Raw genomic sequence first — 24,597 nt, 5'->3', positions numbered from 1 at the left:
ACGCCCAACACAACCCGCCGTCATGACATTCCGCTACGCCGCTGCCCTCGTATTCACCCTGTCCTGCCTTGGTGCACAGGCGGCGCAGGCCCAGGCGCAGCCGTCGGCGCAGTCGGAACAAAAAGTGCTGCGCATGTTCCTGTCCACCAGCGAAACGGGGCTCGACCCGGCGGCGGCGTCCGACAACGCCACCCTGTCGTTGCTGGAAAACCTGTTCGATCCGCTGCTGCGCTACGACTACCTGGCGCGGCCGGCGAAGCTGCGGCCAAACACGGCGACCGCGATGCCGCAAGTGAGCGCCGACGGCCTGACCTATACCTTCCGCATCCGCCCCGGCATCTATTTCACGCCGGATCCGGCCTTCAAGGGCGTGAAGCGCGAAGTCACGGCTGCCGACTATGCCTACAGTCTCAAGCGCCTGCGCGACCCGTCGCTCAGGTCGCCCTGGTCGTATATGGTCGAAGGCAAGCAAGTGGAGGCGGTCGACCGCTATACCTTGCGCATCCGCCTGGCCGCGCCCGACAACAACTTCCTGTTCTATCTCGCCACCCCGGCCACCGGCGTGGTCGCGCGCGAGGTGATCGAGGCCTATCCGGGCCAGGCCGGCAACCATCCGGTCGGCACCGGTCCCTTCATGATCGGCGAATGGAAGCGCAGCGACCGTATCGTCCTGCTGGCCAATCCGTATTCGACGGCCGTGTTCAGCGCCACGCCTGGCGACGACCCGGAAGACCGGGCGATTGCCGCCGCCCTGGAGGGCAAGCGCCTGCCGCGAGTGGACCGGATCGACGTGAAGATCGCCGAGGAATTCCAGGGCCGCATGCTGGGATTTTTGAATGCCGAATACGACTACCTGGAACAGATTCCCGAATCGATGACCGAGATGGTGGTGCAGGACAGCGAACTGAAACCCGAGCTGGCGGCGCGCGGCATCGTGCTGTCGCGCTTCCCGGTGCTGCAGACCTATTACATGTGGATGAACATGAACGACCCGGTGGTCGGCGGCTACGGCAAGGACAGGGTGGCGCTGCGGCGTGCGATCTCGATGTCGTACAACAGCGCGGAAGACATCGCGCTGCTCAAGAAGGGATTCGCGATCAAGGCCGAATCGCCGCTGCCGCCGAATGTGCTCGGCTACGATCCGGATTACCGCAGCCCGGTGCCCTACAACCCGGCCCTGGCCAATGCGCTGCTGGACCGCCATGGCTATGACAAGCGCGATGCCGATGGTTTCAGGCGCGCGCCTGGCGGCAAGCCGCTGACGCTCACGATGCACAGCGAAGCTACCGTCGGCGGCCGCCTGCGCGACGAGTTGTGGAGAAAATGCCTGAACGCGATCGGCTTGCGCGTCGTGTTCAGATCGGACAAGAAAACCGAGATCATCAAGGCTTCACGCCTGGGCACGGTGCAGATGTTCGAGAGTAACTGGATCGCTGACTTCCCCGACGGCGACAATTTTTACCAGCTGCTGTACGGCCCGAATGCGGGCCGCGCCAACTACTCGCGCTTCAACCTGCCGGAGTACGACGTGCGCTACGAGCGTGCGCGTTTGCTCACCGATGGTGCGGAGCGCAACAGGCTGTATATCGAGATGAACCAGCTGCTGCATGCCTATAACCCATGGGTGCCATTGACCCATGTGCTGTCCGGCGACCTGCGCCATCCGTGGCTGAAAAACTACAAACGGCATCCGGTCGAATTCACGACCTGGCGTTACCTCGATGTCGATGTTGCGCAAAGAGCACGCTCCGCCAGAGCTAAGCGTTAGATTTTGTTAGTTTTTCCTAAATTAAATATTCCTGCTGGTTATACTGCCCTCCGGTTAATTCATTGGCACCTGCGAAATTTGTGGGCGTACTCTGAATTCACAACATAACGTAATGCTAAGAGCGAACTAGACATTACGAACAGAGCAGGCCAGGCACGTGCGATGCAGTGCACCAATCTGGCCCAAGACCGCCAAGGGAAACGTTAGGAGAAACACAGTGAAATTGAAAAGACTGGCACAGTTGATGGCCCTCATGGGCGTGGCCGCCCCGATCGTGGCACAAGCGCAGGCACAGGCGGAAGCATCGATGCAGCGGGTGGAAATCACCGGCTCGAGCATCAAGCGCATCGCCAAGGAAGGTGCGCTGCCGGTTGAAATCATTTCGCGCAAACAGCTGGAAGACCAGGGCATCGTGACGGCCGAGCAGCTGATCGCGACCCTGAACGTGAACGGCAACGGCTCCGACAACCTGGCGTCGAACGCCGACGTTACCTCGGGCGCCCAGCGCGGCAACAATGGCGCCTCGAGCGCCAACCTGCGCGGCCAGGGCGCCGACTCGACCCTGGTGCTGCTCAATGGCCGCCGCGTCGCGACCCACGGCATGAAGGGCTCGGCGGTCGACCTGAATTCGATCCCGATGGCGGCGGTCGAGCGCGTCGAAGTGCTGAAGGACGGCGCCTCGGCCGTGTATGGCACCGACGCGATCGGCGGCGTGATCAACTTCATCCTGCGCAAGAACTACAAGGGCCTGGAAGCCCAGGCCTTCACCGACGTCGCCGAAGAGAGCGGCGGCGAGATCGGCCGCGCCACCCTCACCGGCGGCTGGGGCGACCTGGATACCCAGGGCTGGAACGTGCTGGTGACGGCCGCGCACAGCGAGAACAAGGCGCTGCGCGGCAACCAGCGCGATTTCGTGAATACCTTCCAGCCGAACCGCGGCGTGTCGGTTGATACGCGCGGCACGCCGCATGCCAACATCTTCGCCACCACGCTTGGTCCATCCCTGCTGTCGCGCACCGGCACCGGCCCGACCCTGCCAGGCGGCGGCGTCGCCTACAACGGCGTCAGCCTGCTCGACCTGCCAGGCGGCGCCGGCTGCAACAGCATCGACGGCATGGATGTCTATGACGAGAAGCTGTGGGACACGCCGAGCGCCGGCTATGGCTGCGCCTGGGACACGGGCCGCGCCGCAGTGCTGCAGCAGCCGGTCAAGAACACCAATGCGCTGGCCCGCGCCACCTTCAATGTCGGCGAACACCAGTTGTTCGCCGAAGCGGTCGGCTCGCGTGTCGAAGTCGCCAAGCGCTTCTCCCCGAACCAGGTCTCGCCATCGGCATCGACCTTCGGCCCGACCTCGTTCTACCCGAGCACCGGCGCCGCCTATGACCGCGTATACAACGACCTGGTCAAGGTCTTCCCGGGCATCTCGGCCAACTACGGCCTGCCGATCGCCTACCGCTGGCGCTGCATGGAGTGCGGCAACCGCGAGATCGAGACCGAGACCAAGGCCGGCCGCGTGCTGGTGGGCGCCGACGGTCCCCTGACCCTGTTCGGCAAGCGCTATGACTACCGTGTTGGCCTGTCGCGCGCCTTCAGCGAATCGGATTCGACCCTGGGCACGGGCTTCAACTACACGAAGCCGCTGGCCGATGCGCTGGGTACGGGCATCATCAATCCCTTCCTGATGGCGGGCGAAACCCAAAGCCAGGCGGCGCTGGACCTGATCGCCAGCACCTCGGCCGCCGGCGTGGTGCTGTATGGCGGCACCAGCACCATGACCCAGCTCGATGGCGCGATCTCGGGCGAACTCTTCAACCTGCCGGCCGGCCCGGTCCTGGCGGCCGTTGGCATCGACCTGCGCCGCGAGGAATACAAGTTCAATGGCGACGAGCGCAGTATCGCCGACCGTCGCGCGATCCTGAACGCGCCGTTCGACGACGTCAACGCGCTGGAAAAGGTCAAGCGCGACATCAAGGCGATCTACGCCGAGGTGCTGGTGCCGGTGACCAAGGATCTGGAACTGACCTTCGCCATCCGCCGCGACGATTACACGGGCTTCGGCACCACCACCAATCCGAAGGTCTCGTTCCGCTACCAGCCGTTCGCATCGCTGATGTTCCGCGGTTCGTACAACGAAAGCTTCCGCGCGCCGTCGTTCAACCAGCTGTTCAACGGCATCACGATCTCGCCTTACGCCGGCAAGGACCTAGCGGATCCGGCCACCTGCCCCGGCGGCAAGGTCGACAGCACCAGGCCAGGCTGCGAATCGGTCAATCCCGAGACGCTGACCGGCGGCCGTCCGGAGCTGGGCCCGGAGACCGCGAAGCAGGGTAGCATCGGCGTCGTGTTCGAGCCGACCAACTTCTTCTCGGCGAGCGCGGACCTGTGGGAGATCCGCAAGGAAAACACGATCGACTCGTTCAACCTGGCGACCATGCTGGAGAATTACGAGTACTTCCAGAGTTCCTTCCTGCGCGATTCCGCGACCGGCCAGTTGCTTGGCGTGGACCAGCGCTGGCTCAATACCGGTGAACGCATCACCCGCGGTGTCGAAGTCGGCGCCCGCTTCAACGGCAAGTTCAGCACCGGCGCCGTGTGGAGCGTGGGCCTGGACGGCTCGCGCCTGCTGGAGAAGAAGTCGCGCGCCACCACCGATGCGCCATTCGGCGAGAGCGAAGTCGGCCGCTTCCTGTTCACCGGCGACCTGGGCCTGAAGTGGAAGCACAGCGCCTATGCGACCTACAAGTACGGCAACTGGAGCGGCATGCTGCAGAACATCTACCGTTCGGGCTATGACGACCAGGTGCTGCCGGGCGTGGCCAGCGGCCGTGTGACGCCGTCGAACTACAGCAGCAAGGTCGACGACTACTCGATCTTCAACCTGTCGGTGAACTACACGGGCTTCCAGAACCTGACCCTGACCGCGGGCGTCAAGAACATGTTCGATGAAGATCCGCCGTTCGCGATCACCTACGACAGCAACACCGGCGCCGGCAGCAGCTGGGAACCGCGTGTCGCCGATCCGCGTGGCCGCTCGTTCACCCTGATGGCCAACTACAAGTTCTTCTGATTGCTCTACACTGAGGGCCCGCGCCACGGAGGTTTTCGGCCTCCCGGCGCGGGCCTTTTTTCATCTGGAGTCTTGCCTCACGCATGAAGATCAGCCGTCGCAGCTTTGGCGCCATCGCCGCCGCCTTGTCCCTTGCCTTGCCCGGCGCTGCCGCAGCGCGTACGCCGTCCTCACGTCCCATGAAAAAACTCGTCAAACCGCCACGCCTGAAGCGCGGCGACACCGTCGGCCTGATCGCGCCCGGCGGCTACACCACCGACCGCGCCATCGAGAAGGCGGTGCGCAATATCGAAGCGCTGGGTTTCAAGGTCAAGACCGGCGCCTATCTGCGCGAGGTGTTCGGCAACTATGCGGGATCGGTGCAGCAGCGCCTGGCCGACCTGCATGCGATGTTTGCCGATCCGGAGGTGAAAGCGATCTGGCCGATCCGCGGCGGCTCGGGCTGCATCTCGCTGCTATCAGGCCTCGACTACGGCCTCATTCGCCGCAACCCCAAGGTGCTGATCGGCTATTCCGACATCACGGCGCTACATCTCGCGATCCTCAAGCAGACCGGCCTGGTGACCTTCCACGGCCCGGTGGCCTCGTCGACGATGACGCCATATTCGACCGAACACATGATGGCGGTGCTGACCGATCCTCAGGCCAGCTACACGATCCCGATGTCGCAGGAGAACGCGGAACGCGCCGCGAGCGAGCCGCACTTCGGCGTCCACACCTTTACCCACGGCGTAGCGACCGGCCCGCTCATGGGCGGCAACCTGTCGCTGGTGGCGGCGCTGGCCGGCACGCCGTATGCGGCCGACATCAAGGGCAGCATCCTGTTCCTGGAAGAGGTGAACGAGGCGCCATACCGGATCGACCGCTGGATGACCCAGCTCGACCTGGCGGGCGGCTTCAGGAATGCGGCGGCGCTGGTGGTGGGCATTTGCGAGAACTGTGGACCGGAGCACGAGGATATCTCGCTCACCTTGGAGCGCACGCTGGGGCTGCACCTTCATCCGCTGACGATTCCCGCGGTGTCGGGCTACTCGATCGGGCATATCCGCAACCAGTTCACCCTGCCGATGGGGATCCAGGCGCGCATCGACACGCGGGCGCAGACGATCACGCTGCTGGAGTCCGCCGTTACCTGACGCGCCGGCTCATCATGACCGAACCGTGCGACTGGCCATCGATGCGGTACAGGTCCGGCACTTCGCAGGTAGCGGCGAAGCCGGCGCGCTCGTACAGCCGACGCGCCGCGTGATTCTCCGCCAGCACATCGAGATCGACCCATTCCAGCGGTGGCGTGACGCCGGCCCAGGCCAGGGCGGTGTCGACCAGTTGCCGGCCCAGGCCAAAACGCCGATAGTCGCGGTGCACACCCATGCCGAGCAGGGCCCGGTGAGCGGACTCCGGATCGGGCCGCGCCCGCAGGTCGACGTGGCCGGCGATCGCGCCGAGGCTGTCGAGCGCGATCCACATGCGGCGCCAGCCCGGCTGTCCGAATGGCACCGCAAAGCTGGCGGCGAACGAGGCCGCCTTCTCGGGCATGAGCCGCGACTGCAGGCGCGACAGCGGCTGGAACAGCGGCATGCCATCGCGGCCGTTTTCCTGCAGCTGGTCGTCCAGGTAGATGAAGAGCTGCGCCAGCCGTTCCGGCTCCAGTGGCGCGATGTGCAGGAGCGGCAGGCTCACAGCGCGCGCGCAATCAGGAGTTTCTGGATGTCGCTGGTGCCTTCATAGATCTGGCACACGCGCACGTCGCGGTAGATGCGCTCGACCGGGAAGTCGGCCACGTAGCCGTAGCCGCCGAACACCTGCATCGCGCTCGACACGACGTTCTCGGCCATCTCGGAAGCGAACAGCTTGGCCATCGCCGCTTCCTTCAGGCAGGGCAGGCCGGCATCCTTCATCGCGGCGGCGTGCAGGATCAGCTGGCGCGCGGCCTCGATCTTCATCGCCATCTCGGCCAGGCGGAACTGCACCGCCTGGTGCTCGAAGATCGGCTTGCCGAAACTCTCGCGTTCCTTCGCATAGTCGAGCGCCGCCTCGTAGGCCGCGCGCGCCATGCCGACCGATTGCGAGGCGATGCCGATGCGGCCACCCTCCAGCCCGGACAGGGCGATCTTGTAGCCCATGCCCTCTTCGCCGATCAGGTTGGCGGCCGGGATACGGCAGTTGTCGAACACGATCTGCGCCGTGTCCGACGAATGCTGGCCCATCTTGTGCTCGATGCCGGCCACGATGTAACCGGGCGTATCGGTCGGCACCCAGAAGGCGCTGATGCCCTTCTTGCCGGCCGCCTTATCGGTGACGGCCATGACGATGGCCACGTCGCCGTATTTGCCGCTGGTGATGAACTGCTTGGTGCCGTTGATCACATAGCTGTCGCCATCGCGCGTGGCCGTGGTGCGCAGCGCCGCCGCATCGCTGCCGGTGTGCGGCTCGGTGAGGGCGAAGGCGCCCAGCAGCTCGCCCTGGGCCAGGGGACGCAGCCAGCGCTCCTTCTGCTCCTCGTTCGCATACATCATCGCGATGCTGCACACGGGGCAGTTATTGACCGAGATGATGGTCGAGGTGCCGCCGTCGCCGGCCGCGATCTCTTCGAGCACCAGCGCCAGCGACACGTAGTCCAGGCCGGCGCCGCCATACTGCTCCGGCACCGCCACGCCGAAGGCGCCCAGGGCCGCCAGTTCCTTCAGTTCCTCTTTCGGGAAATGGTGTTCGCGGTCCCAGCGCGCGGCGTTGGGGGCCAGGCGTTCCTGCGCAAAGCTGCGCAGGGCGTCGCGGATCATCTGGTGTTCTTCGCTCAGGATCATGGTGTCTCGTGTGTTTTTTATGTGTGTGGATTGCTTACCAGGCGATGGCGGCGCCGTCGTGGTTCAGGAAGCTGCCATTGGCGCTGGCGTCCACCCGGGCCAGGGTAGCGCGCATATCGCGCACGCTGTGCTCCGGCGTGAGGCTGGCGCCAGAGCCGCCCATATCGGTCTGGACCCAGCCCGGATGGAAGGCGACGCAGGTGACGCCTTGTGCGCCATAGGTGATCGACGCGTCCTTGAGCACGGAGTTGAGCGCCGCCTTGCTGGCGCGGTACAGCGTGCCCTGGGTATCGGAGCGTTCGCCGATCGATCCCATGCGCGAGGAGATGACCGCCAGCTTGCCGCGCGTGTCGGCCAGCAGCGGCCCGACGACCGGGATCAGGCGCATCGCGGAGAGCACATTGGTGTGCATGACGGCGTCGAATTCGGGACCGGTCGGGAAGCTGCCGTGGGTCGGGCCGTAGACGCCGGCCACCAGCCAGGCGGCGTCGACCTGTTCATCGTCCAGGCGCCAGGCCAGCGCCGCGATCGAATCGGCCACCGTGACGTCGAGCTGGTGGGCTTCGGCGCCGAGGTGGGCCAGTTCATCGCAGTCTTCCTGCTTGCGCGCGGTGGCGATGACGCGCCAGCCGTCGGCCCGATATTGACGGACCATTTCGTGGCCGATGCCGCGCGAGGCGCCGATGATCAGTGCGGTTGGCATGATGAACTCCCTGTGAACGGTTGAATCCTCAATGTTCGCATGGTTCGTTCATCATTGCCGCGCTGGTCGAAGGATTACACCAGCTCGATCGCCATCGCGGTGGCTTCGCCGCCGCCGATGCACAGCGAGGCCACGCCGCGCTTGCCGCCGCTGCGCTTCAACGCGCCGAGCAGGGTGACGATGATGCGCGCGCCGGAAGCGCCGATCGGGTGGCCCAGCGCGCAGGCGCCGCCGTGGACGTTGACCTTGCTGTGCGGGATGTCGAGGTCGCGCATGGCGGCCATCGGCACCGCGGCGAAGGCTTCGTTGATCTCGAACAGGTCGACGTCGCCGGCCGTCCAGCCGGTCTTCTTGAACAGCTTGTGCATCGCGCCGATCGGGGCGGTGGTGAACAGGTTCGGCTCTTGCGCATGGGTGGCGTGGCCCAGCACGCGCGCGATTGGGGTCAGGCCCAGTTCCTTGGCCTTCGATTCGCGCATCATCACCAGCGCGGCGGCGCCGTCGTTGATCGACGACGACGAGGCGGCGGTCACGGTGCCGTCCTTCTTGAATGCCGGCTTGAGCGTCGGGATCTTGTCGACCTTGGCCTTCTGCGGGCCTTCGTCCTTGTCGATCACGGTGTCGCCCGCGCGGCTGGTGACGGTGACCGGCGCGATTTCCCAGTCGAAGCCACCGTCGGTGGCGGCGGCCTGTGCACGCTTGACCGAGGCGATCGCGAACGCGTCCTGCTCCTCGCGCGTGAACTGGTACGTCGCTACGCACTCTTCGGCGAAGGTGCCCATCGAACGGCCTTCGCCGGTCTTCTCGTTGCGCGAGTAGGCGTCTTCGAGGCCGTCGAGCATCATGTGGTCGAACATCGGCGCGTGGCCGATGCGGTAGCCGCCGCGCGCCTTCGGGATCAGGTAAGGCGCACCCGTCATCGACTCCATGCCGCCTGCGACCACGATGTCGGCGCTGCCGGCCACCAGCTGGTCGTGGGCGAAGATGGCGGCCTGCATCGCCGAACCGCACATCTTGGACAGCGTGACGGCGCCGGTCGACAGCGGCAGGCCGGCCTTGATCAGCGCCTGGCGCGCCGGGGCTTGGCCCTGGCCGGCCATCAGGCAGTTGCCGAAGTAGACGTGCTCGACCGCGTCAGGGGCGACGCCGGCGCGCTCGACCGCCGCCTTGATCGCCACCGCGCCGAGGTCGCTCGCGGTCTTGGAAGAAAAATCGCCCTGGAAGGCGCCCATCGGTGTGCGCGCTGCGCCGACGATGACGACTGGATCGTTCATGGTGTATGTCTCCAAAAATAAGGAAATCCATGAGCCGTCGTTCCCGCGAAGGCGGGAACCCAAGTTATTCGCGTAGCCGCTACGCTCAGCGCTGGTGGAACGCGGATGACTTGGGTCCCCGCCTTCGCGGGGACGACGTGCTCAGGTTAACAAATAAAGTAAAAACGCCGTTTCGCCAACAGTTACGCCGTCTCGCCAAACAGCTCGCGGCCGATCAGCATGCGGCGGATTTCGCTGGTGCCGGCGCCGATCTCGTACAGCTTGGCGTCGCGCCACAGGCGGCCGACCGGGTATTCATTGATGTAGCCGTTGCCGCCCAGGGTCTGGATCGCTTCGCCCGCCATCCAGGTGGCTTTTTCAGCGCTGTACAGGATGGCGCCGGCGGCGTCCTTGCGCAGCGCGCGCACTTGTTCAGGCATCGTGGCGCGATCGCAGGCCTGGCCCACGGCATACACATAGGCGCGGCAAGCCATCATGGTCGAATACATGTCGGCGATCTTGCCCTGCATCAGCTGGAACTCACCGATCGCCTGGCCGAACTGCTTGCGGTCGTGGATGTACGGCACCACGACGTCCATGCAAGCCGACATGATGCCCAGCGGGCCGCCGGACAGCACGGTGCGTTCGAAATCGAGGCCCGACATCAGGACGTTGACACCCTTGCCGACGCCGCCCAGCACGTTTTCCACCGGCACTTCGCAATCCTGGAACACCAGCTCGCCGGTGTGCGAGCCGCGCATGCCCAGCTTGTCCAGTTTCTGGGCGACCGAGAAGCCCTTGAAGCCTTTTTCGATAAGGAAGGCGGTCATGCCGCGCGCACCGGCCTCGAGGTCGGTCTTGGCGTACACCACCAGGGTGTCGGCATCCGGACCGTTGGTGATCCACATCTTGCTGCCGTTCAGCACATAGTGGTCGCCCTTGAGGTCGGCGCGCAGCTTCATGCTGACCACGTCGGAACCGGCGTTCGGTTCGGACATCGCCAGCGCACCGACGTGCTCGCCCGAGATCAGCTTGGGCAGGTATTTGCGTTTCTGTTCCTCATTGCCATTGCGCTTGATCTGGTTGACGCACAGGTTCGAGTGGGCGCCGTAGGACAGGCCGACCGAGGCCGAGGCGCGCGAGATTTCTTCCATGGCCACGATGTGGGCCAGGTAACCCATATTGGCGCCGCCGTATTCCTCGCTGACGGTGATGCCCAGCAGGCCCAGTTCGCCCATCTTTTTCCACAAGTCCATCGGGAACTGGTCGCTGCGGTCGATTTCAGCCGCGCGCGGGGCGATTTCGCTCGCCGCGAACTGTTGGACTGCTTCGCGCAGCGCGGCGATGTCGTCGCCATGGTCAAAGGTCAAGCCTGGGAGATGCAGCATGTCGTCCTCACGGTGAACGGTGGTTGGGCAGGGTGGAGCCAGTGAACGAATATCATACTCGCCTGTTACGTTAACGTAAACGTAAAGTGAAGTCGGCTACGACAGCCTCTTCAACCGGCGACACGGCTGCCGCACCAGGATAGACGTCATGCTGATGAGAATGACAATAAAAGCATGTCATCAAGCATAAACGTTTGATTATCGGCTGGTGAAGCACATAGCGGTTCTACGATTCTTAAAAAGGCATAAAAAGAATAGAGTAGATTGATATATGCTAAATGTTGTATTTGCACCATACGCTAGCCACCAGCTGACCTTTGTTGTTATCCTCAAAAAACACATTTGGTCTCTGTCGTCGGGGATAAAAAAATAAAGATTTTCCCTGGAAATATTTAACTTGTTTTTCGGCGCTGGATTTGCTCCTCCGGCGGAGCGAAAGCAATGCGCGCAACTGGCATTAGACATGGTCCGAACCATGCCGCAGTCCGGCTGCCGAACAAGAGGAGATAAAGGAAGGAGGTCGAGGAAACTCTGTCGCATATAACATTCTGATAGCTGCCAATCATAGCTGGAGACAAAACCATGAAAACGCTACTGCTTATACTATTGCTGTCAACGAGTGCCACCTTTGCGTTCGCCAGTACGGCACATTACGAATTAAAGGTTTGGCAGAGCAATAATCAGAATCTCAAGAGTATCGGGAAGTATGAGACATTGGGTCAATGCCGGACGGCGCTCGCCGAATTCCGGAAGACCAATTCGGGATGGATGGGAGGATGCTTCAATATCTAGCCCGCGATATCGTTCCGGCCCCCGGAATTGGGGCCTGAGCCAGGCACGCATTTCCAGGCATACACTCAATCCGCATGGCGCTGATCGCCATTGCGGATTGAATGTCTTCGTTCCTGCAGGCCTTGCCACCGACATGGCAAGGCGAGCTTCACGCCACGTCGCGCGCCGTCTCGTCCTCGCTCAGCAGGCGACGGCATTCTTCCTCGTGGGCCGAAATCTCTTCCAGCGCCATCTCGATATCGGCGCGCTGCTGCTCCAGGGTCAGGCGCTGCTGCGCCAGCACGCCCAGGAAGCGGTTGATCTGGGCCACGGTATCCCGCGGCGACTCATACATGTCGACGATGCTCTTAATTTCGGACAGGGTCAGGCCGAGGCGCTTGCCGCGCAGGGTCAGTTTCAGGCGGGTGCGGTCGCGCGGGGTATATACGCGGTTGCGTCCGCCCACGCCCTCGCGTTTGGGGCTGAGCAGGCCCTGGTCTTCATAAAAACGGATCGCCCTTGCGGTGATGTCGAATTCGCGAGCCAGTTCGGCGATGGTATAAGTAGTGGGCATGGGTTTCGAGGCGGTTGGGAAACGTTCGCGGGTATCGCTTGGAATCGAAAAATGATACTGTGATTGCCGTTTACGTTAACTGTCAGTTTCGCCACATTGTAGCGCGGTCCTCCGACCCGGAAAACGAAAGATTGCCATGAATGCCCTCGAAGCCCAGCTGGATTATCCATTTGGCGACACCGTCCCCGTTCCCGGCGCCGTGCGCGAGGTCGTGCCGGGCCTGCGCTGGGCACGCATGCCGTTACCGTTCGCGCTGGACCATATCAATGTGTGGCTGCTGGACGACGAACTCGAGGAGCGGCGCGGCTGGAGCCTGATCGATACCGGCGCCGGCACCGACGCCACCCGCGCCGCCTGGGAACAGGTCCTGGCGCAAGGCCTGGGCGGCCAGCCCCTGGTGCGCGTGATCGCGACCCATTGCCATCCCGACCACGTCGGCCTGTCCGGCTGGCTGAGTACGCGCTTCGGGGCGCCATTCTGGACCACCACCGGCGAGTTCGGCTTCATGCGCATGATGGCGGCGGCGTTGCCCGGCGTGGACGGGCCGTCGGCCATTCCCCATTTCGAACGCCACGGCCTGGTCGACGCGGCGATGCTGGACCAGATGCGCAGCCGCCGCAATTACTATCCGTCGCTGGTGCCGTCGGTACCGGAAGCCTATACCCGGCTGCAGGATGGCCAGCTGGTCACGATCGGCGGCCAGGCGTGGCGCGTGATCACGGGCTTCGGCCACTCGCCGGAACATGCCTCGCTGTACTGCGCGGCGCTCAACGTGCTGGTCTCGGGCGATATGGTGTTGCCGCGGATCTCGACCAATGTCTCGGTATTCGCGGTCGAGCCCGAGGGCAATCCGCTGCAGCTCTATCTCGATTCGCTGTCGAAGTTCGCCGACCTGCCGGATGACGTGCTGGTGCTGCCGTCGCACGGCAAGCCCTTCCGTGGCCTGCACACCCGCATCGCCCAGCTGCGCGACCACCACGTGGCGCGCCTGGCCGAGGTGATCGAGGCCTGCACCACGCCACGCTCGGCGACCGACATCGTGCCGATCATGTTCCGGCGGCCGCTCGACGCGCACCAGCTCAGCTTTGCGCTGGGCGAGGCGCTGGCCCACCTGCACAAGCTCTGGCGTGACGGTCGTCTACGCCGCGTAATTGCTACCGACGGCGTGGTGAGATTTCAACAAATCTAACATTTCATTTGTAACCATTGGATACATTTTTTTTGGCACATGCATTCCAGTCATCGTGTCTAAGTAATGGTGCGTACACTTATTCATTTCGAATAATGGAAAATTTCGCGAAAAACCTACTTCGCTTCGTTGCTGTTGGGTATTAGTTGCACTGAGCGTAAAAACTCTTAAAAAACCACATCATTGTTACATTTTAGTTGTATGATTTGGACCCCATGGCTTCTCATCCACAAGGGAGAGGTAGCCGCCCGTCCAGTCTCAACAACCCAGTATCACGATGAATTCAACGAATGAACGGGAGAGCTTCAGTGAGCGACTGCAGCAGGCGCTGAAGAACGCACACTACTCTCCCGACAGCCCGACCCGCCTCGCCCGAGAGTTTAATATCCGCTTCGAAGGCCGTCCGATCACGGTCCACGCCGCCCGCAAATGGCTGGTAGGCGAAGCCATCCCCACCCAGGAAAAGCTGCGCATGATCGCCCAATGGCTGGGCGTGCCGGCCGACTGGCTGCGTTTCGGCGGCGCCGAGCAGGCCGCCAGCCTTGACGCCGCCAACGGCGGTGGCGCCCGCTTCGAATCGGCCGACGTCAAGCTGATCGCCGACCTGCAGCGCCTGGATGAACACCACCGCCAGCTGGCGCGCGAGTTCATCCGCATGCTGGTGCGCATGAATCACCAGAAAGCGGAAGCGAAGTAAGCCGGCTTCCCCGGGGCTTGCACTTTTCGTCATGCCGGGCCGCACAAACGGCCGCAGCTGGGTCATAATCTGTTCAGGTGGCAGCATGTTCGCCACCGCCCCAGGACCACCCAGGAGCAGCTGACGCATGCGAAACAACTACGCCAATACCGCCCAGCTCAAGGATTTGATGACTGCGCCGCCCATGACGGCAGCGCGTCATGCCGAGGTCATGCGAGAACGCAACGCCCGGCGACGGATGCTTGAAGAGGCGCGCGAGTTGAAGAAGTCCGAAGACAAGCAGTACGACGACAAACGCTGAACGCGTGCGCCGGCAGGACGCTGGCGCGCGTTCAGGCGTCTTGTTCGCCCTTCATGCCGCCCCAGCGGGCGGCCTGGGCATTCTCTATCCCTAATAAATCCACGACACGGTCCACCGTGTGCTCGACCATGTCCGCGATCGTCGCCGGCCGGTGATAGAAGCTTGGCAGGGGAGGGAAGATGATGCCGCCCATTTCGGTCACGGCCGTCATATTGCGCAAGTGGGCCAGGTTGAACGGCGTTTCGCGCACCATCAGGACCAGGCGCCGGCGTTCCTTGAGGATCACGTCGGCCGCGCGTGTCACAAGGTTATCAGAAAAACCATGGGCGACCGCTGCCAGTGTTTTCATCGAACAGGGGGCGATCACCATGCCGTCGGTCTGGAATGAGCCGCTGGCAATCGATGCGCCGACGTCGCGGTTGCGATGGACGACGTGGGCCAGCGCTTCGACGTCGCGTCGCTGCAGGCCGAGTTCCTGGTGCAGGGTGAGGGAGGCGGCGTCGGAAACGACCAGGTGGGTCTCGACGCCCGGGGTAGCATGCAGCCGCCGCAGCAGCTGCACGCCATAGGCCGCGCCGGTCGCGCCGGTGATGGCGATGACGATCCGACGCGCGGCCATGCGATCAGCCGTTTTTCAGCAGGGCCTGCAGTTCGCCGGAGTCGTACATCTCGTTCATGATGTCGGTGCCGCCGATGAACTCGCCGTTCACGTACAGCTGTGGCACGGTTGGCCAGTTCGAGAAGTCCTTGATGCCCTGGCGCACTTCAGGGTCGTCCAGCACATTGACGGTGGCAACGTTGTCAACGCCGCAGGCTTTCAGGATCTGGATGGCGCGGCCCGAGAAGCCGCACTGCGGGAACTGGGCGGTGCCCTTCATGAACAGCACGACCGGGGTGGAGGTCACGGTTTCTTTGATCCAGGTTTGCACGTCGCTCATTTGATTCTGCCTTTGAAGAAAAGGAATAAGTAGATGGCGACATTCTATAACGACTTGGCCGACGAAGTTGGCCAAGTCGCCCCCACGCAGGTGGGGGGCCAAGTTTGCTACATCGTCGGCAGCTGGGCGTCTGCGGTATCATCGACCAGTTCAAGATTATCAAGAAACACGATGAAGACGTTTGCTACCTTGCCCCCAGTGGCCATGTGGGTGTTCGCGGCCTTGCTCGGGCTGCCCGCCTTGTTCGATATCGCCAGCGCCCTCTCGCGTGGCTGGTTCGCCGGCATCTTCTTCGCGCTAGGGCCACTGATGATGGCGCTGTACCTGGCCTGGTGCGCGTTGCAGCGCCGGGCCGGCCGCGCGGCGCTGCTGGAGTCGCCGCGCGTCGCCCTGATCGGCTATATCTGCTTCGGCGCCTTCGTCGGCAGCTTCCTGGTCAAGATCATGACCCAGGGCTCGACCCTGAGACTGCCTGGCTTATGACGGTATGCAGCCGGCATTGCGGTATGATCGTCCGGTTTGTCATTCGATTATTGGAGTAGAGATGCAGCAACCCCGCCCGCGCGTACCATCGCCGAACATGAACTTCGTGATCGCCGCCCTGCTGGGCGTTCCCGGCCTGCTGAACATCTATAGTGGCATCACGCGCTCCAGCGTGGGCGACATCCTGTCCGGCGCGGCAGCCCTGGTGTATGCCGTGCTGCTGGTGCGCGACGCCCTGCACATCAAGAAGACCGGCCTGCCGGCCATCCCGCAGGCGCGCATGCTCCTGATCGGCTTCGGCTGCCTGACGGTCTACCTGATCGGCATGTTCATGAAGCACAGCGGATAAACGTTTTTCCCAGGCAGATCGAGACGGCGCGGCCGACGTAGCGGCCGTAGGGCGATACCTCGGCGTAGCCGTGCCGTTCGTAGAAGCCGACCGCGCGCAGGTTCACGCGCCGGGTCGACAGCCATAGCGCGCCATAACCGTAACTGGCGGCCAGCCGTTCCAGCTCAGCGAGGATAGCCGCGCCGGCCCCGCTGCCGGGACGCGCATACATCCGCTTGATTTCACCTACCCTTTCTTCGAGCGGCCGCAGAGCGCCGCAGCCGACCGCGGCGCCTTGCGTGTCGTAGGCGATCACGAAGACCGCGCCGGCCCCACGGCAATCCTGCGGGTCGAACGACGAGGCGCCGCTGTCGCCCGTGATCGCGGCCAGCGCCGCATCGAGTTCCGCGACCAGTCGCCGTGCGTCACGGCTGTCCGGATCGACGCTGGCCAGCCGCAGCATCCGCTTATTTTCCGCGCAGCTTGGCGAATGCGTCCGCCATCGCATTGTTGGACTGCGGCGCCGAACGTTCCTGGCGCCCGTGCTGGGCCACGCGCTTGGCGTCCGTGCGGTCGGGGCGCTGCTCCGGCCGCGCACCCGCCTGCGGCGCGCTGTCCGACAGGCGCATGGTCAGCGCGATGCGCTTGCGCTTGGGGTCTACTTCGAGCACCTTGACCTTGACCACCTGGCCGGCCTTGACCACCGTGTGCGGATCCTTCACGAAGGTGTTCGACAGCGCCGAGATGTGCACCAGCCCGTCCTGGTGCACGCCGATGTCCACGAAGGCGCCGAAGGCCGCGACGTTGGTCACGACGCCTTCCAGGATCATGTCCGGACGCAGGTCCGAGATCTCTTCCACGCCTTCCTTGAAGGTGGCGGTGGTGAATTCCGGACGCGGATCGCGGCCCGGTTTTTCCAGTTCCTTCAGGATGTCGCTGACGGTCGGCACGCCGAATTTGTCGTCCGCATACTTCGATGGATTCAAACCCTTGAGCAGCCCGGCATCGCCGATCACCGCCTTCATGTCGCGTTTCACGTCGGCCAGGATCTTCTCGACCACCGGATACGATTCCGGGTGTACCGCCGACGCGTCCAGCGGATTGGCGCCGTTCACCACGCGCAGGAAACCCGCCGCCTGTTCGAAGGTCTTGTCGCCCAGACGGGGTACCTTCTTGAGTGCCGCGCGCGAGGCGAAGGCGCCGTTGGTGTCGCGGTAGGCCACGATGCCCTGGGCCACCGTGTTCGACAGGCCAGAGACCCGCGCCAGCAGCGGCGCCGAGGCGGTGTTCACGTCCACGCCCACGGCGTTCACGCAATCCTCGACCACCGCATCGAGCGAGCGCGCGAGCTGGGTCTGCGAGACGTCGTGCTGGTACTGGCCGACGCCGATCGACTTCGGATCGATCTTGACCAGTTCGGCCAGCGGATCCTGCAGGCGGCGCGCGATCGAGACCGCGCCACGCAGCGACACGTCCATGTCGGGCAGTTCGCGCGAGGCGAATTCGGACGCCGAATAGACCGAGGCGCCTGCCTCGGACACCACGATCTTGGTCAGCTTGAGTTCCTGGTTTTGCTTGATCAGGTCTTGCGCCAGCTTGTCGGTCTCGCGCGAGCCGGTGCCGTTGCCGATCGAGATCAGCGACACATTGTGCTTCGCCGCCAGCTGGCCCAGCGTGTGCAGCGCGCCATGCCAGTCGTTGCGCGGCTGGTGCGGATAGACGGTGGCGGTATCGACCACCTTGCCGGTGGCGTCGACCACGGCCACTTTCACACCGGTGCGCAGGCCGGGATCGAGGCCCATGGTGGCGCGCTGGCCGGCCGGCGCCGCCAGCAGCAGGGCTTTCAGGTTGCGCGCGAAAACGCCGATCGCGTCCTGTTCCGCCTTGTCGCGCAGGGCGCCCATCAACTCGGTATCCAGGTGCATGAAGCTTTTTACGCGCCAGGTCCAGCGCGCGGTGTCCTGCAGCCACTTGTCGGCCGGGCGGCCTTGCGCCTTGATGCCGAAGCGCGCCGCGATGCGGCCCTCGCACGGGTTCAGCGGCGCATCCCACTTCGGCTTTTCGGGTTCCGAATCCAGGCGCAGGCTCACATCCAGCACGCCCTCGCGGCGGCCGCGCAACAGGGCCAGCGCGCGGTGCGACGGCACGGCGGCGAGGGGCTCGTTGTAGTCGAAGTAGTCGGCGAATTTTTCGCCTTCGTCTTCCTTGCCGGCGACGACCTTCGACTCGACCACGCCGTGATCCTGCACGTACTCGCGCAGCGATTGCAGCAGTTCGGCATCCTCGGCAAAACGCTCCATCAGGATCTGGCGCGCGCCGTCCAGGGCGGCCTTGGTATCGGCCACGCCGGGATTGGCGCCGCCGTCGGCATTGGTGAACGCTTCGCGCAGGTATTCACCAGCGACTTGTTCCGGGTTCAGGGTCGGGTCGGCCAGCAGGGTCTCCGCCAGCGGCGCCAGGCCGGCCTCGATCGCGATCTGGGCCTTGGTGCGGCGCTTCTGCTTGTAGGGCAGGTACAGGTCTTCGAGGCGGGTCTTGTCTTCCGCCATGGCGATGGCCTGCATCAGCTCGGGCGTCATCTTGTTCTGTTCCGTGATCGACGCGACAATCGCAGCGCGCCGGTCTTCGAGTTCGCGCAGGTAGCGCAGGCGTTCTTCGAGCAGGCGCAGCTGGATGTCGTCGAGGCCGCCCGTGGCTTCCTTGCGGTAGCGGGCGATGAAGGGCACGGTAGCGCCTTCGTCGAGCAAGGCGATGGCGGCGGCCACCTGGGCCGGGCGGGCGGCGAGTTCTTGGGCGAGGCGTTGTTCGATGGAGGGCAGCATGTGAATCGTTGTATCGAAGGTCAAGCAGTCAATGATACGCCCTCATCGACGATGCGCCAGTCTTGACAGCGTGTCGCGGACATGAGAGAACAACCGGTTGACGAGAAAGCGTGCGCACTGCGCACGGATGAGATTTGTCCGCTACGTGCGATTCCGAACAAAACGGAAGTGTTCGTATGCGAGATAATGCCGTTTATTGCCTTTTTTGATACGAAGCCACGAGACCCAATGACCACAGTCGATTATCTTCGCGAGAAAGCCAGCGACGCACCTCCGGTCCGCGCTCCCGCACGTTCCCCGGCCCTTCCGGCGCCGGTGGTGAGCTGGCTGCAACGGGTCGAGGCCGCGGCCCACCCCCAGCCGAAGCTGACCGATGAAGTCGTCGACCCCAAGGCCGCGCAGTACAAATTCGTCTACGTCATGGCGCCCACCAGCGGCGGCCGCCACGTCGCGCTGTGCCTGTGCAAGGCGCGCCTGCGTCCGAACGGCGACGTGGCCGCGGCCAGCCCGGTCAGCGAAGTGTTCTCGCTGCTGTCGGCGCCGCCCGCCTATCTCGAAGGCGACGACGTCGACCTGGTGCGCTTCTTCATCGCCATGCGCAGTGGGTCGGCCCAGGGCACCAGCGCCACCGAACCCAAGGGCAAGGTGGGCGCGATCCTGCTGCAGATGCTGCTCGATCAGGGCAAACTGCTGTGGGCGAACTCGTGGTCCGACATGTCGAGCGGCCTGGTCTACCCGCTGCAGGGCGGCCCGACCCGCCTGGCCAGCCTGGCCTGGCGCGACGAAGGCCGCGTGTCCAAGCTCGGATGGTCGGTGGAGCCGGTCGGTGGCGCCGCCACCCACAGCGCGGCCGACCAGATTGACTACATGCTGCCGACCGATCCGCCGTGGTACATCGACAACCTGTCTTGCGGGCCGCTCGAACTCAATCGCGGCGGCATCGACATCTCGCTGGCCGAGCTGCAGGCCCTGGTGGCGCAAGCCCCGGCCCTGACCGGCACCGATAAAAAACGCGTCTCGCAGCTGCTGCTGGCCCACGGCCTGCAGGGGCTGATGCCATTGCCGCAGCCGCTCACGCAGCGCCTGCGGAATGACGTCAAGCCGATTCCGCACCTGCTGCTCGACGCCGTGCAGCTCGCCGACGGCAACGTCACGCGCTGGCAAGACTTCGCCGTGCTGGCCTTCGACTACGACGGCCAGCGCGTCTCGTTCGACCCATCGCAGCGCGTGGTGCGCCAGATCGGCGACCTCACCGAAATCATCGAACGCGACCCGAAGGCCGAGAGCGACGCCCTCGATAAACTGGGCGAGATTGGCTTTCGCAAACCGTCCACCGCCCCGTTCAACGCCATGGCCGGCGCGCTGCAGCTCGAAAGCCAGGCGCACTGGCTGCGCTTTGCCGAGAACGACGTCGACGCGCTGTCCGACGCCGGCTGGCACCTGCAGAAATCGAACAAGTACCGCTACGACGTCGTCGCGGTCGAAGACTGGTATGCCGACATCGACGAACCGGCCGAGGCAGGCAATGCCTGGTTCGAGCTGGAGCTGGGCATCGTGGTGGCGAAGAAGCGCGTGCCGCTGCTGCCGGTGCTGGTGCAGCTGATCCGCAGCGCGCCGCTCGAATTCGATCCAAACGTGCTGGCCGCCCATGCCGAGGCCGACCAGATGCTGGCCGTGCTGCCTGACGGCGTGCGCGTGGCGCTGCCGTGGGGCCGTCTCAAGCCGATCCTCGCCACCCTGGGCGAGCTATACTTCAACGACAAGATCAAGGGCAAGCTGCGCCTGTCCACGCTGGACGCGGCGCGCCTCGAAGAACTGGCGCGCGGCGTCGAGCTGCGCTGGACCGGCGGCGAGCGGTTACGCGAAACCGGCCGCAAGCTGAGCCAGTTCGGGGCCGTCAAGAAGGTCGAGGCGCCTGCCGGCTTGCAGGCCACCTTGCGCGACTACCAGCTCGACGGCCTGTCGTGGATGCAGTTCCTGCGCGAGTACGACCTGGGCGGCATCCTGGCCGACGATATGGGCCTCGGTAAAACGGTGCAGACGCTGGCCCACATCCTCACCGAGAAGGAAGCGGGGCGTCTTACCAGCCCGGCCCTGGTGATCGCGCCGACCAGCCTGATGGCCAACTGGTTCGACGAAGCCGCGCGCTTCGCGCCGAGCCTCAAGGTGCTGCTCCTGCAAGGCAAGGAGCGCATGGACCAGTTCGACCAGATCGACGGCGCCGACATCGTCCTGACCACCTATGCATTGCTGCCGCGCGACGAAGAAGAACTGCGCAAGCACCACTACCACCTGGTGATCCTGGACGAATCGCACTACATCAAGAACACCCGCTCCAAGGCGGCGCAGACGGCCGGCTCGCTCGACGCCAGCCATCGCCTGTGCCTGTCGGGCACCCCGCTCGAGAACCACCTGGGTGAGCTGTGGTCGCAGTTCCACTTCCTGCTCCCGGGCCTGCTGGGCGACGAGAAGACCTTCAACACGCAGTTCCGCCATCCGATCGAGCGGCAAGACGATCCGGTGCGCCGCACCCTGCTCAATCGCCGCATCCGTCCCTTCCTGCTGCGCCGCACGAAAGACCACGTGGCCAAGGAACTGCCGGAGAAGACCGAGATGGTGCGCCGCATCGAGCTGTCCGGCCCGCAGCGCGACCTGTACGAGACCGTGCGCCTGGCGATGGACAAGAAGGTGCGCGACGAGATCGACCGCAAGGGCGTGGCGCGCAGCCAGATCGTCATCCTCGAGGCGCTGCTCAAGCTGCGCCAGGTCTGCTGCGATCCGCGCCTGGTGAAGTCGATGCCGTCCAAGAAGAACACGGCGGCGGTGTCGGCCAAGCTGACCGACCTGATGCAGATGGTCGAAGACCTGCTGGGCGAAGGCCGCAAGATCCTCGTGTTCTCGCAGTTCACCAGCATGCTCGGCCTGATCGAGGAAGAACTCGACGCGCGCAACATCCCCTACGCCATCCTCACCGGCGAGACGCGCGACCGCTCGGCCCAGGTGGCGGCTTTCCAGCAAGGCGCGGTGCCGATCTTCCTGATCAGCCTGAAAGCCGGCGGTGTCGGCCTCAATCTCACCGCGGCCGACACCGTGATCCACTACGACCCGTGGTGGAATCCGGCGGCCGAAAATCAAGCGACCGACCGCGCCTGGCGCATCGGGCAGGACAAGCCGGTGTTCGTCTACAAGCTGATCGCAAAAGGCACGCTGGAAGAAAAAATCCAGCTGCTGCAGCAGAAGAAGTCCGAACTGGCGCAGTCGATCCTGTCCGAAGGCGAATCGCAGAAGATGGCGCTGACGCAGGAAGACCTGCAGGCGATCTTCGCGCCGCTGGACGACTGATCCGCTACCCCTTCACCGTAACGCATGCACGTCGTTCCCGCGCAGGCGGGAACCCAAGTTTGCAAGCACGCCACTACGTTCGAAGTAAGTGGCAATGCTAGAGAGCTTGGGTTCCCGCCTGCGCGGGAACGACGTTTTCAGACTGCAGGCGGCGTTCCGCCGAGGTGAGTGAGCAGGCTGCGCATCGGCGACGACAAATCTTCCCAGTCCTCCCAGCACAGGCATAGCTGGCGCCGCGCCCACGGCTCGTCCAGCGCGATCGTGCGCAAGCCATGGCGGCGCCGGTTGCGGCTGGCCACGTTCTGCGGCACGATCCCGATGCCCACGCCATGCCCCACCATCTCGCATAATCCCGTGAACGTCGTCATCCGGATGCGCAGCGCCAGCGCGCGGCCGGCGTCCAGCGCCTGCGCATCGATATAGTCCTGCAGGGCGCTGCCGTGCGTCAGGCCGACGAAGGCTTCATGCAGCACGTCCGCCAGGCGCAGCGCGTTCGCTGCCGCCAGCCGGTGTCCCGGCGCCATGATCAGCACCAGGTGATCCCGTTCGACCGGCTGCAGGTGCAGGCCCGGCGCCTCGACCGCATCCGACACTACGCCCGCCTCGACCAGTCCGGCCGCAATGGCGCGCACGATGTCGGCGCTGGTGCGCTCCTTCAGTTCGACGTGCAGACGGGGCCGCGCGGCCAGCCAGGGCGCCAGCCGGCGCGGCAGGAATTCGGCCAGCGCGGCGGTGTTGGCATGCAGGTGCAGCGTGCCCTGGGCGCCCTGCGCGAAGTCGCGCAGCTCGCCCTTGAGCAGCGCCTGCTGGCGCAGGATCAGGCGCGCATGGTGGGCTAGCGCCTCGCCGGCCTGGGTGGCGACCACGCCGCGCGGGCGGCGTTCGAACAGCGTCACGCCGGCATCGAGCTCGATGCTGCGCAGCCGCTCGCTGGCCGAGGCCAGCGCCAGGTTGGCGCGCGCGGCGCCGGCCGAGATGCTGCCGGCGTCGAGGATGCACAGGAATAGCTGCAGGTCGGCCAGGTCGAGGCGCATGGGATGTCTTTTTCCTTGCCTTCGGAGCGGCCGAAGGCGTCGACGTGAAAACCGCATTGTGCCGGGCCTGGCGCGCTGGTTCAATACGCGCCATGAACGAATCCAACTTTCTGCTGGCCATCCTGGGCGGGACATTCCTGGCCGCGGGCCTGGTCAAGGGCGTCACCGGCATGGGCCTGCCCACGGTGGCCATGGGCTTGCTGGGCACCGCCATGGCGCCGGCCGCCGCCGCCGCGCTGCTGGTGCTGCCGTCCTTCGTGACCAATGTGCTGCAGATGACGGCGGGGCCGGGCGTTCTCCGGCTGGTGGCGCGCCTGTGGCCGATGCTGCTGGGGACCGTGGTCGGCACGGCCGGTGGCGTGGTGCTGCTGGCGCGGGTCGATCCGCAGACGGCGAGCCTGGCGCTGGGCCTGACCCTGATCCTGTACGCAGGCTACGCGCTGGCGGCGCCGAACCTGGCGCTGGCGCGGCGCCATGAAGTCTGGCTGGGACCGGTGGTGGGTGTGGCGACGGGACTGGTCACCGGCGCCACCGGGGTGTTCGTGGTGCCGGCCGTGCCCTATCTGCAGGCGCTGCGGCTGGACAAGGATGAACTGGTGCAGGCGCTCGGGCTGTCGTTCACGGTGTCGACCGTGGCGCTGGCCATCGGCCTGGCGACGCACGGCGCCTTCGAACTGGAGCAACTGGGCCTGTCGGCGCTGGCCATCGTGCCGGCGCTGTTGGGAATGTGGATCGGGCAGGCGATCCGGGCGCGCATCAGCGCCAGACGCTTCAGGCAGTGCTTCCTGGCGTTCCTGATCGGACTGGGGCTGGAGTTGGCGTCGCGCTCGCTCGCCTGAGCGCTGGCGGAGTGAATGAAAAAGGGCCGCATGCGGCCCTTGACTCATTTGTAGAAAGCTTCGACCTTGCCCTTGAGCTTGATGAGCATCGGTTTGCCCTTGCGATCGAGGGTCTTGCCGGCGGCGACCTTGATCCAGCCTTCGCTGAGACAATACTCTTCGACGTCGTAGCGATCCTTGTCGTTGAAGCGAATGCCGATCTCGTGCTGGAACACGTCACGGTTGTGGAAAGGGCTGCTCGGGTCGATCGACAGCCGGTCTGGGAGCGGGGGGAGGGTTGCGGTATCGTTCAT

At 64.6% G+C, this 24,597-nt stretch carries 22 protein-coding genes; 10 read left to right on the top strand and 12 right to left on the bottom strand.

The window, feature by feature from the left end; genetic code table 11:
• The first annotated feature begins 22 nt into the window (after nt 1-22).
• The 3 genes from SOM28_RS13715 to SOM28_RS13705 all read left to right on the top strand — a co-directional run bounded on the left by SOM28_RS13715 (nt 23) and on the right by SOM28_RS13705 (nt 5,974).
• The gene (locus SOM28_RS13715) at nt 23-1,768 is read left to right on the top strand and encodes an ABC transporter substrate-binding protein (protein WP_320468441.1); all 1,746 of its coding nucleotides are present in this window, start codon (nt 23-25) and stop codon (nt 1,766-1,768) included.
• 217 nt (nt 1,769-1,985) lie between these two features.
• Entirely contained in the window at nt 1,986-4,838 is a 2,853-nt protein-coding gene (locus tag SOM28_RS13710) for a TonB-dependent receptor domain-containing protein (RefSeq protein ID WP_320468440.1), read from the top strand.
• An 83-nt stretch (nt 4,839-4,921) separates the two neighbouring features.
• Nucleotides 4,922-5,974, top strand: coding sequence for a S66 peptidase family protein (locus SOM28_RS13705; protein WP_320468439.1), 1,053 nt, complete (start codon nt 4,922-4,924; stop codon nt 5,972-5,974).
• On the opposite strand, the gene SOM28_RS13700 is transcribed toward SOM28_RS13705, so the two are convergent.
• The 6 genes from SOM28_RS13700 to SOM28_RS13675 form a co-directional block, all read right to left on the bottom strand.
• The gene (locus SOM28_RS13700; RefSeq protein ID WP_123069279.1) at nt 5,967-6,518 is read right to left on the bottom strand and encodes a GNAT family N-acetyltransferase; all 552 of its coding nucleotides are present in this window, start codon (nt 6,516-6,518) and stop codon (nt 5,967-5,969) included. The genes SOM28_RS13705 and SOM28_RS13700 overlap by 8 nt on opposite strands.
• On the bottom strand, nt 6,515-7,642 hold the full coding sequence (locus SOM28_RS13695; protein ID WP_123069278.1) for an acyl-CoA dehydrogenase family protein: 1,128 nt from the start codon (nt 7,640-7,642) through the stop codon (nt 6,515-6,517). Before SOM28_RS13695 ends, SOM28_RS13700 begins: the two co-directional genes overlap by 4 nt.
• A gap of 34 nt (nt 7,643-7,676) precedes the next feature.
• Nucleotides 7,677-8,345, bottom strand: coding sequence for an SDR family oxidoreductase (locus tag SOM28_RS13690; RefSeq protein WP_123069277.1), 669 nt, complete (start codon nt 8,343-8,345; stop codon nt 7,677-7,679).
• Nucleotides 8,346-8,419: 74 nt separating this feature from the next.
• Nucleotides 8,420-9,619, bottom strand: coding sequence for an acetyl-CoA C-acyltransferase (locus tag SOM28_RS13685; RefSeq protein ID WP_123069276.1), 1,200 nt, complete (start codon nt 9,617-9,619; stop codon nt 8,420-8,422).
• A gap of 182 nt (nt 9,620-9,801) precedes the next feature.
• Nucleotides 9,802-10,986 (bottom strand): isovaleryl-CoA dehydrogenase, encoded by a 1,185-nt coding sequence (locus SOM28_RS13680; RefSeq protein ID WP_123070191.1) that lies wholly within the window; start codon nt 10,984-10,986, stop codon nt 9,802-9,804.
• Between the two features lie 940 nt (nt 10,987-11,926).
• A complete protein-coding gene (locus tag SOM28_RS13675; RefSeq protein WP_123070192.1) occupies nt 11,927-12,331 on the bottom strand; it encodes a MerR family transcriptional regulator in 405 nt (134 codons plus the stop codon).
• 136 nt (nt 12,332-12,467) lie between these two features.
• On the opposite strand from SOM28_RS13675, the gene SOM28_RS13670 reads away from it, so the two are divergent.
• From SOM28_RS13670 to SOM28_RS13660, 3 genes are all read left to right on the top strand, one after another.
• Nucleotides 12,468-13,520, top strand: a complete 1,053-nt coding sequence (locus SOM28_RS13670) for an MBL fold metallo-hydrolase (protein ID WP_123070193.1) — start codon at nt 12,468-12,470, stop codon at nt 13,518-13,520.
• A gap of 277 nt (nt 13,521-13,797) precedes the next feature.
• Nucleotides 13,798-14,217 carry a hypothetical protein gene (locus SOM28_RS13665; RefSeq protein ID WP_040775023.1) on the top strand — a complete coding sequence of 140 codons (420 nt, stop codon included), beginning with the start codon at nt 13,798-13,800 and terminating at the stop codon, nt 14,215-14,217.
• A 127-nt stretch (nt 14,218-14,344) separates the two neighbouring features.
• Nucleotides 14,345-14,518: a hypothetical protein gene (locus tag SOM28_RS13660; protein ID WP_170976722.1), complete on the top strand. Its 174-nt coding sequence runs from the start codon at nt 14,345-14,347 to the stop codon at nt 14,516-14,518.
• Between the two features lie 31 nt (nt 14,519-14,549).
• Here the strand turns inward: SOM28_RS13660 and SOM28_RS13655 are convergent, their stop codons facing one another.
• Both SOM28_RS13655 and grxD read right to left on the bottom strand, forming a co-directional pair.
• Nucleotides 14,550-15,137: a UbiX family flavin prenyltransferase gene (locus SOM28_RS13655; RefSeq protein ID WP_320468438.1), complete on the bottom strand. Its 588-nt coding sequence runs from the start codon at nt 15,135-15,137 to the stop codon at nt 14,550-14,552.
• 4 nt (nt 15,138-15,141) lie between these two features.
• Nucleotides 15,142-15,456 carry a Grx4 family monothiol glutaredoxin gene (gene grxD / locus SOM28_RS13650; RefSeq protein ID WP_123070195.1) on the bottom strand — a complete coding sequence of 105 codons (315 nt, stop codon included), beginning with the start codon at nt 15,454-15,456 and terminating at the stop codon, nt 15,142-15,144.
• A gap of 171 nt (nt 15,457-15,627) precedes the next feature.
• Here grxD and SOM28_RS13645 point away from each other — a divergent pair, with 171 nt between their 5' ends.
• Both SOM28_RS13645 and SOM28_RS13640 read left to right on the top strand, forming a co-directional pair.
• The gene (locus tag SOM28_RS13645) at nt 15,628-15,939 is read left to right on the top strand and encodes a hypothetical protein (protein ID WP_147933589.1); all 312 of its coding nucleotides are present in this window, start codon (nt 15,628-15,630) and stop codon (nt 15,937-15,939) included.
• Nucleotides 15,940-16,000: 61 nt separating this feature from the next.
• Nucleotides 16,001-16,288 carry a hypothetical protein gene (locus SOM28_RS13640; RefSeq protein WP_123070197.1) on the top strand — a complete coding sequence of 96 codons (288 nt, stop codon included), beginning with the start codon at nt 16,001-16,003 and terminating at the stop codon, nt 16,286-16,288.
• Here SOM28_RS13640 and SOM28_RS13635 read toward each other — a convergent pair.
• Both SOM28_RS13635 and SOM28_RS13630 read right to left on the bottom strand, forming a co-directional pair.
• Nucleotides 16,269-16,730, bottom strand: coding sequence for a GNAT family N-acetyltransferase (locus SOM28_RS13635; RefSeq protein ID WP_123070198.1), 462 nt, complete (start codon nt 16,728-16,730; stop codon nt 16,269-16,271). The genes SOM28_RS13640 and SOM28_RS13635 overlap by 20 nt on opposite strands.
• A gap of 4 nt (nt 16,731-16,734) precedes the next feature.
• A complete protein-coding gene (locus SOM28_RS13630) occupies nt 16,735-19,089 on the bottom strand; it encodes a Tex family protein (protein WP_123070199.1) in 2,355 nt (784 codons plus the stop codon).
• Between the two features lie 228 nt (nt 19,090-19,317).
• Between SOM28_RS13630 and SOM28_RS13625 the strand changes: the two genes are divergently transcribed.
• A complete protein-coding gene (locus tag SOM28_RS13625) occupies nt 19,318-22,431 on the top strand; it encodes a DEAD/DEAH box helicase (RefSeq protein ID WP_320468437.1) in 3,114 nt (1,037 codons plus the stop codon).
• 137 nt (nt 22,432-22,568) lie between these two features.
• Here the strand turns inward: SOM28_RS13625 and SOM28_RS13620 are convergent, their stop codons facing one another.
• Complete coding sequence (locus SOM28_RS13620) at nt 22,569-23,465, bottom strand: LysR family transcriptional regulator (protein ID WP_320468436.1); 897 nt, start codon at nt 23,463-23,465, stop codon at nt 22,569-22,571.
• Between the two features lie 92 nt (nt 23,466-23,557).
• On the opposite strand from SOM28_RS13620, the gene SOM28_RS13615 reads away from it, so the two are divergent.
• Nucleotides 23,558-24,304 carry a sulfite exporter TauE/SafE family protein gene (locus tag SOM28_RS13615; RefSeq protein ID WP_123071181.1) on the top strand — a complete coding sequence of 249 codons (747 nt, stop codon included), beginning with the start codon at nt 23,558-23,560 and terminating at the stop codon, nt 24,302-24,304.
• A 44-nt stretch (nt 24,305-24,348) separates the two neighbouring features.
• On the opposite strand, the gene SOM28_RS13610 is transcribed toward SOM28_RS13615, so the two are convergent.
• Nucleotides 24,349-24,597, bottom strand: coding sequence for a DUF3297 family protein (locus SOM28_RS13610; protein ID WP_123071180.1), 249 nt, complete (start codon nt 24,595-24,597; stop codon nt 24,349-24,351).

The sequence above is a fragment of the Massilia sp. CFBP9026 genome, assembly GCF_034045165.1.
GTDB classification, from domain to species: Bacteria; Pseudomonadota; Gammaproteobacteria; order Burkholderiales; family Burkholderiaceae_D; genus Telluria; species Telluria arenae.
This window is presented reverse-complemented; position numbering and strand designations above follow the sequence as displayed.

Bases quoted from the DNA above. Each gene is read 5' to 3' on its own strand.
- SOM28_RS13715 (WP_320468441.1), top strand. From the start codon at position 23: ATGACATTCCGCTACGCCGCTGCCCTCGTATTCACCCTGTCCTGCCTT.
- SOM28_RS13705 (WP_320468439.1), top strand. From the start codon at position 4,922: ATGAAGATCAGCCGTCGCAGCTTTGGCGCCATCGCCGCCGCCTTGTCC.
- SOM28_RS13695 (WP_123069278.1), bottom strand. From the start codon at position 7,642: ATGATCCTGAGCGAAGAACACCAGATGATCCGCGACGCCCTGCGCAGC.
- SOM28_RS13690 (WP_123069277.1), bottom strand. From the start codon at position 8,345: ATGCCAACCGCACTGATCATCGGCGCCTCGCGCGGCATCGGCCACGAA.
- SOM28_RS13685 (WP_123069276.1), bottom strand. From the start codon at position 9,619: ATGAACGATCCAGTCGTCATCGTCGGCGCAGCGCGCACACCGATGGGC.
- SOM28_RS13680 (WP_123070191.1), bottom strand. From the start codon at position 10,986: ATGCTGCATCTCCCAGGCTTGACCTTTGACCATGGCGACGACATCGCC.
- SOM28_RS13675 (WP_123070192.1), bottom strand. From the start codon at position 12,331: ATGCCCACTACTTATACCATCGCCGAACTGGCTCGCGAATTCGACATC.
- SOM28_RS13670 (WP_123070193.1), top strand. From the start codon at position 12,468: ATGAATGCCCTCGAAGCCCAGCTGGATTATCCATTTGGCGACACCGTC.
- SOM28_RS13665 (WP_040775023.1), top strand. From the start codon at position 13,798: ATGAATTCAACGAATGAACGGGAGAGCTTCAGTGAGCGACTGCAGCAG.
- SOM28_RS13660 (WP_170976722.1), top strand. From the start codon at position 14,345: ATGCGAAACAACTACGCCAATACCGCCCAGCTCAAGGATTTGATGACT.
- SOM28_RS13655 (WP_320468438.1), bottom strand. From the start codon at position 15,137: ATGGCCGCGCGTCGGATCGTCATCGCCATCACCGGCGCGACCGGCGCG.
- grxD (WP_123070195.1), bottom strand. From the start codon at position 15,456: ATGAGCGACGTGCAAACCTGGATCAAAGAAACCGTGACCTCCACCCCG.
- SOM28_RS13645 (WP_147933589.1), top strand. From the start codon at position 15,628: ATGAAGACGTTTGCTACCTTGCCCCCAGTGGCCATGTGGGTGTTCGCG.
- SOM28_RS13640 (WP_123070197.1), top strand. From the start codon at position 16,001: ATGCAGCAACCCCGCCCGCGCGTACCATCGCCGAACATGAACTTCGTG.
- SOM28_RS13635 (WP_123070198.1), bottom strand. From the start codon at position 16,730: ATGCTGCGGCTGGCCAGCGTCGATCCGGACAGCCGTGACGCACGGCGA.
- SOM28_RS13630 (WP_123070199.1), bottom strand. From the start codon at position 19,089: ATGCTGCCCTCCATCGAACAACGCCTCGCCCAAGAACTCGCCGCCCGC.
- SOM28_RS13625 (WP_320468437.1), top strand. From the start codon at position 19,318: ATGACCACAGTCGATTATCTTCGCGAGAAAGCCAGCGACGCACCTCCG.
- SOM28_RS13620 (WP_320468436.1), bottom strand. From the start codon at position 23,465: ATGCGCCTCGACCTGGCCGACCTGCAGCTATTCCTGTGCATCCTCGAC.
- SOM28_RS13615 (WP_123071181.1), top strand. From the start codon at position 23,558: ATGAACGAATCCAACTTTCTGCTGGCCATCCTGGGCGGGACATTCCTG.
- SOM28_RS13610 (WP_123071180.1), bottom strand. From the start codon at position 24,597: ATGAACGATACCGCAACCCTCCCCCCGCTCCCAGACCGGCTGTCGATC.